This window comes from Microcoleus sp. T3_B1 (genome assembly GCF_036700445.1).
Taxonomy (GTDB): Bacteria; Cyanobacteriota; Cyanobacteriia; order Cyanobacteriales; family Microcoleaceae; genus Microcoleus.
This window is the reverse complement of sequence record NZ_JAUBOX010000165.1, coordinates 1-4995: the sequence shown is the minus strand read 5'-3', so window position 1 is coordinate 4995 and position 4995 is coordinate 1. Positions and strand designations below refer to the sequence as shown.

4 protein-coding genes and 2 pseudogenes are annotated in these 4995 nt (G+C 41.0%); 2 read left to right on the top strand and 4 right to left on the bottom strand.

Features of this window, described 5'->3' with window-relative positions; translation table 11 throughout:
• Window positions 1-247 precede the first annotated feature (247 nt).
• Window positions 248-1449, top strand: a pseudogene (locus QT990_RS35280) (ISAs1 family transposase).
• Between the two features lie 178 nt (window positions 1450-1627).
• Here the strand turns inward: QT990_RS35280 and QT990_RS35275 are convergent.
• The 4 genes and pseudogenes from QT990_RS35275 to bchM form a co-directional block, all read right to left on the bottom strand.
• The gene (locus tag QT990_RS35275; protein ID WP_333144437.1) at window positions 1628-2080 is read right to left on the bottom strand and encodes a transposase family protein; all 453 of its coding nucleotides are present in this window, start codon (window positions 2078-2080) and stop codon (window positions 1628-1630) included.
• Window positions 2037-2312, bottom strand: coding sequence for a hypothetical protein (locus QT990_RS35270; RefSeq protein ID WP_333144436.1), 276 nt, complete (start codon window positions 2310-2312; stop codon window positions 2037-2039). Before QT990_RS35270 ends, QT990_RS35275 begins: the two co-directional genes overlap by 44 nt.
• Window positions 2313-2379: 67 nt before the next feature.
• Window positions 2380-2842, bottom strand: a pseudogene (locus QT990_RS35965) (IS607 family transposase); the annotation flags it as partial.
• A 535-nt stretch (window positions 2843-3377) separates the two neighbouring features.
• Window positions 3378-4064, bottom strand: coding sequence for a magnesium protoporphyrin IX methyltransferase (bchM, locus tag QT990_RS35255; RefSeq protein ID WP_333144434.1), 687 nt, complete (start codon window positions 4062-4064; stop codon window positions 3378-3380).
• A 404-nt stretch (window positions 4065-4468) separates the two neighbouring features.
• On the opposite strand from bchM, the gene QT990_RS35250 reads away from it, so the two are divergent.
• A complete protein-coding gene (locus QT990_RS35250; RefSeq protein WP_333144433.1) occupies window positions 4469-4966 on the top strand; it encodes a DUF4058 family protein in 498 nt (165 codons plus the stop codon).
• Window positions 4967-4995 lie beyond the last annotated feature (29 nt).

The following is a 4995-nucleotide window of genomic DNA, read 5'->3' as shown; positions in this document are numbered from 1 at the left end:
ACAGAAGCTGATTGAAAAATTACAACAAAAGCTCGAAAAGCTCCAAGAGAGACAGCCCAGTAATAGTAAAACATCATAAAAACCACCATCGAGCGATCTGATACAGAAATCAGAGACAGCCAAAGTTGACAATTCAAAAGAATCAGAGTCAGAGTCAGAGTCCCAGGGTAAACGCATCTTAATTTCAACCTAAAACATGATAAGATGAAGTATTGGGCTAAATCAAGTGCGTAATTAGGTGCGATCGATGGCGAAAGGGTTTACTTCGACTTTAACTGCCCAACAAAAAACAATAGGTGTATCGAACCCGACACACTTATTGAACGCTTGTTTTTTAAACCATTTTGGAACCTTGACCGATCCAAGAATAGAAAGAAGTAAACAGCATTTATTAATAGATATTGTAGCAATTGCGATTCTAGCTGTCCAGACGCGGTGCAGATGGATGGGAAGCAATAGAACTCTATGGAACAACCAAATATGAATGGCTGAAAGGTTTTCTAGAACTGCCGAATGGAATTCCTTCTCATGATACATTTAGTCTCCTTCTTTGCTCGAATTGAACCGCAGCAGTTTCAAGAGTGTTTTTTGAGTTGGATAAATTCAATAACCCAAAAGTTGGAGCTAGAAGTCCTAGCCATAGATGGCAAAACAATGAAACAATCTTATGACCGGAATCACAGCCAAAAACCATTGCATATAGTCAGTGCATGGTCTTCATCCCATCAATTAGTTTTAGGGCAAAAAAAGTCAATAAGAAATCTAACGAAGTGACGGCAATTCCGGCTTTGTTAGAGGTGCTAGAAATTGCTGGAAGCATAATAACCATCAATGCTTTGGGATGTCAGAAAGAAATAGCAGCGCTGATAATTAAGAAGAAAGGAGATTATCTTTTAGCGCTAAAAGGGAATCAAAAACTTCTTCATGAAGACGTAAAAAACTGGTTTGAATTAGCTAGAAAAGAAGAGTTTGGTGGCAGAGAGCATAGCTATTATCAACAAATAGAAGCCGGGCATCATCGAGTTGAAAAAAGACAAATTTGGACGGTGGCAGTCTCAGAGCTTCCATCTCTTCATAATCAATCATTATGGGCTGGATTGAAAACGGTTATGATGATCGTAAGTGAAAGACGTTTGTGGAATAAAACAACCACAGAAGTTGGCTTTTATTTGAGTAGTTTAGCCAGTAATGCCGAGAAGATTTCTCAAGCAATCCGCAGTCATTGGGGTATTGAAAATAGCTTACATTGGACATGGGATGTTACTTTTTGTGAAGACAAGAGTCGGATTCGTAAAGATAATTTTCCTGAAAACTTTGCTCTTCTACGTCGCGAGTGCCATCAATTTACTGAAACAAGAAAAAGGATTTAAAGGAAGTTTAAAAATGAAGCGGTATCTGGCGGGAATGGATAATAATTATTTAGTCCAAATCTTAAACTCTGCCAGTTAACGCTAGAAAACTCAAACAGATTCCCGATCTAAATTGATTCAGCTTCGAGAATTTAGAAGTTCTTAAAGCTCGATTTTTACTGGGTTAATTCCATCGGATTTAAGAGTTTTAAGAAGGATTTTTCCCGAACAAGACTCACGCACAAATATGATTTTCTGTCAACTTAATTTAGATGCGTTTACCCGGGAGTTGTAATTAAAGCTTCTCCAACGTAAGCTTTATCTCCCTTAAATATGAGTTGAGGGTCAAACCGTGAGCGTTCTTCTCGGAATAAAGTTATATCGCTTTTAGGTCCAGGTTTCCCTGCCACAACATCAACGATATCTCTACCATCTGGCATGACAATTATTTGACTTTTAAATGTATGATTACTCTTCTTGCCTGAAAAGTATTTTTCTTGTTCATCCTGAGTTCCAGGTCTCTCTCTGACTTGTTCGTAGGTATCTACTATTAATTCATATTCTGTGAGTATTTCCTTGACTATTTCATAGTCAGCAGCGTTTTTTTTTACTTGTTCAAGTAAGCTACATGGTAGCAATTCTCGCAATTGAGGCAACCAATAGTTAAATGTATCATTAGCTGTAGACTCACTTACTCCAAACTGGATGCCCAGAAGTTGAAATGTTGTCATATGTCTCAGATAGACCAATGTTAAAATTATTTGTTCGCGAGCGAGATAGTTTGGGTTTTCTACCGCCTCCACCAGCGATAATTCTAACTTTCTTTGATTCTAGTAAAGCTTGTTTTTCATGATGTAATCGTTCCGCGTTTAGGATTAATTGTTGTAACTGCTCATAATCCAGACCCATTAATCGCTGTGTTTCTTTAGGATGCTCTTCAATATGATTGAGTATGTCGCTCATGTTTCTGTGTCAAAAAAGCTTTATGATGTGATATTACCACGAACTGTTACTATTTTTGGAGATGTCTAATTCGTTTGAGTAACTTTGTCAGTCCTTTTTTCTTGTAATTAAATCCAGAACCTAAGTCTTGAATTGTTTCAAATTGCCAGCCGTTAGCAGCACTAAACGATTCCCAAACAGCAGCTTGACGCTTTAAATCATCTTTTTTGTCATGACTGGAAACTCTGGCATAGTTGATAGTAATTCGCTCATCTGCCTGGTTCAAGTCTCTGGGAACGATTCGCTTGATATCCGCAAGATAAGTAGTAGTTCCGAATTAATTACACAATATTTCTACTGAAACCCTTGCCTAGCAAGGAGTTTTTATGTAATTAATTTTGTGTGGTTACTTAGAATCGTCTCTGTCCAGTGGGGGAGCGTTCAAACCTAATTTTTCCTGCATCAGTCCAGCGTCTTAGTGTTTTTGTCGAGATACCTAATTCCTTAGCCGCCTCTCCAATTGAAAGTGTCACGTCTGATTGAGTCTCCAAGGTTGCTTACCTCTAATAATACAACTCAATAGTTACCCAATCAGGAAAGAATGTTAAGCTATGTCTAAAAAAATCATCCAGCATCCACCCCTTTGTTGAAAGCGATGAGCGAGCGATTATTGGGTCGTGGAAAGGTCAAAATGCAGGTTATTGGTGCTTTGATGCGGAAATTGGTGCATTTGGCTTTTGGGATTTTAAAGTCCCAAAAGCCTTTCGACCCTAATTAAGTACCTACACAAAATTAATTACACATCCGACTTTGTTACTCTTTAGAGGTATCAAGGGTTTCAAGTCAACTCAGTCGGCAATTAATTTTGTTTACCTACTTATTTGACTGCTACCCCTTGACAGGTCAAGACAGTATCTACAAATTTGTCCGCGATTTTACCATGTAGGGGCGGGTTCGCCAAAATTTTTGACACCCATCAACAAATTATATAAACCCGCCCCCACCCCACCAACAAATTGTATAAACCCTCCCCACTACGCCAATAAACGATCTAAACTGACCTCAGAATTGGCAGATATTTTTAACCTATTTTCGCACAGCTTCCAGCAAGCGAGAATAGTAAAAGCTAGTGCTAGTCATCGCTGTTCTGTTAATCACAAAACCGTTGTTTTCTAGGATTTTGATAATATCAGCTTCGCGGTGCTGGTAAGCGCGGGTAGTTTTGCTCGGGCCGGGGAAAAGTTCGCCAAATTTTTTGAGGGCGGTGAGTGCTAAAGTTTTGGGGGCAAAACTGATAATTAGTCGCGATTGGGCGATCGAACTTAGGTGAGCAATCATTTCCGCAGCCTTATCTTGAGGATAGTGGATCAGCACGTCCAAACAAATAACAGTGTGAAATTTGCCGGTTAAAGCTTCCAAATCTTGGGCGGCGAAGGAGATGTTGTAGAGCTTGCCGGGAACTGCTGTCGATCGAGCGTAGGCTTCTGCTACCATCTTTTCAGAGATATCGCTAGCGCAAACAATCGCCCCAGCCTCAGCCAGAGGAATGCTCAGAGAGCCCACACCGCAGCCGGCATCGCAGACACAAAGCCCGGGTAAATTGCCGTCAGCTTGCAGCCATTCGATGACTGTATCCACCGTTTTCTGGTGCCCGGTGCGGATGTCTAGCTGAACTTTATTGACTTTGCCGTCGCCGTAAATTCGCTGCCACCGATCGAATCCCGTCGAGTTAAAATACTGTCTAACTATAGTCTTGTCGTCTACCAAATTCATCGATCTGCCTGCTGCTGAGTGATTGCCAACGGTTAAATATTATAAAGCCGCAGCGACAGTTATTGTTGACCGAAAGTAATTTAGTCCGGGGCCCCCGGATTCATCCGTGGAGGGAGAAAAAAGCTCGCTCCTCATTATCACAAGCCCCCGGATTCATCCGTGGGGTCGCTTTCTTCAATTCTTCAATTCTTCAATTCTTCAAATCTAAAATAGAAAATCTAAAATCTAAAATCTAAAATCTAAAATCGATTGACACTCCCCACCCAATTAAATTGAGTTACATTTACTTATACGGGCGATCGCAACTCGAACAATCCCGAATTTAGAAACTAATTCCATAAAAACCGAGTTCAGCCGATCGCACATTCTAGCGATAATTTTAATCAGCCCTAAATTAAAAAAATATGGTGCTACAAGACCATTTCCGCCCGCCGCTGTCGGTTCGCCGTCACTGGCACGCCTTTCACAACGCCTGGGCGACTTACATTGCATCGGATTTGAATGCCAAATTACCCGCAAATTACTTTGCCGAACCCAACGTGCAGTTTGGGATTGAAATTGATGTAGCAGCTTTTGAGGAACCTCTACCGGAGTTTGATTGTCCAGAGACGGTAATTCGTTTGCCAATAGATTTCCCAAACAATTGGATGTCACCCCCAGCCCAAAGCGTGCCTTTTCTAACTGCGGCGGAAACGGTGCAAGTCAGTATTTTTAACACTGAAGCCGGCCCGGTATTAGCCGGTGCAATTGAATTAGTAAGTCCTGCCAACAAAGATCGTTCTACTCATCGCGGTGCTTTTGTTTCTAAGTGCGAGACGTATTTGCGCCAGGGAATTGGGTTGGTAATAGTTGATGTTTTGACACTCCCCGTGCTAAAGCAGCGGGGATTCTCCGGAAATTAATCCGGATATCCTTTTTTCTGGATAACCGC

Excerpts from the sequence above, each read along its gene's own strand:
- QT990_RS35275 (WP_333144437.1), bottom strand. The coding sequence starts at position 2,080 with ATGACAACATTTCAACTTCTGGGCATCCAGTTTGGAGTAAGTGAGTCT.
- QT990_RS35270 (WP_333144436.1), bottom strand. The coding sequence starts at position 2,312 with ATGAGCGACATACTCAATCATATTGAAGAGCATCCTAAAGAAACACAG.
- bchM (WP_333144434.1), bottom strand. The coding sequence starts at position 4,064 with ATGAATTTGGTAGACGACAAGACTATAGTTAGACAGTATTTTAACTCG.
- QT990_RS35250 (WP_333144433.1), top strand. The coding sequence starts at position 4,469 with ATGGTGCTACAAGACCATTTCCGCCCGCCGCTGTCGGTTCGCCGTCAC.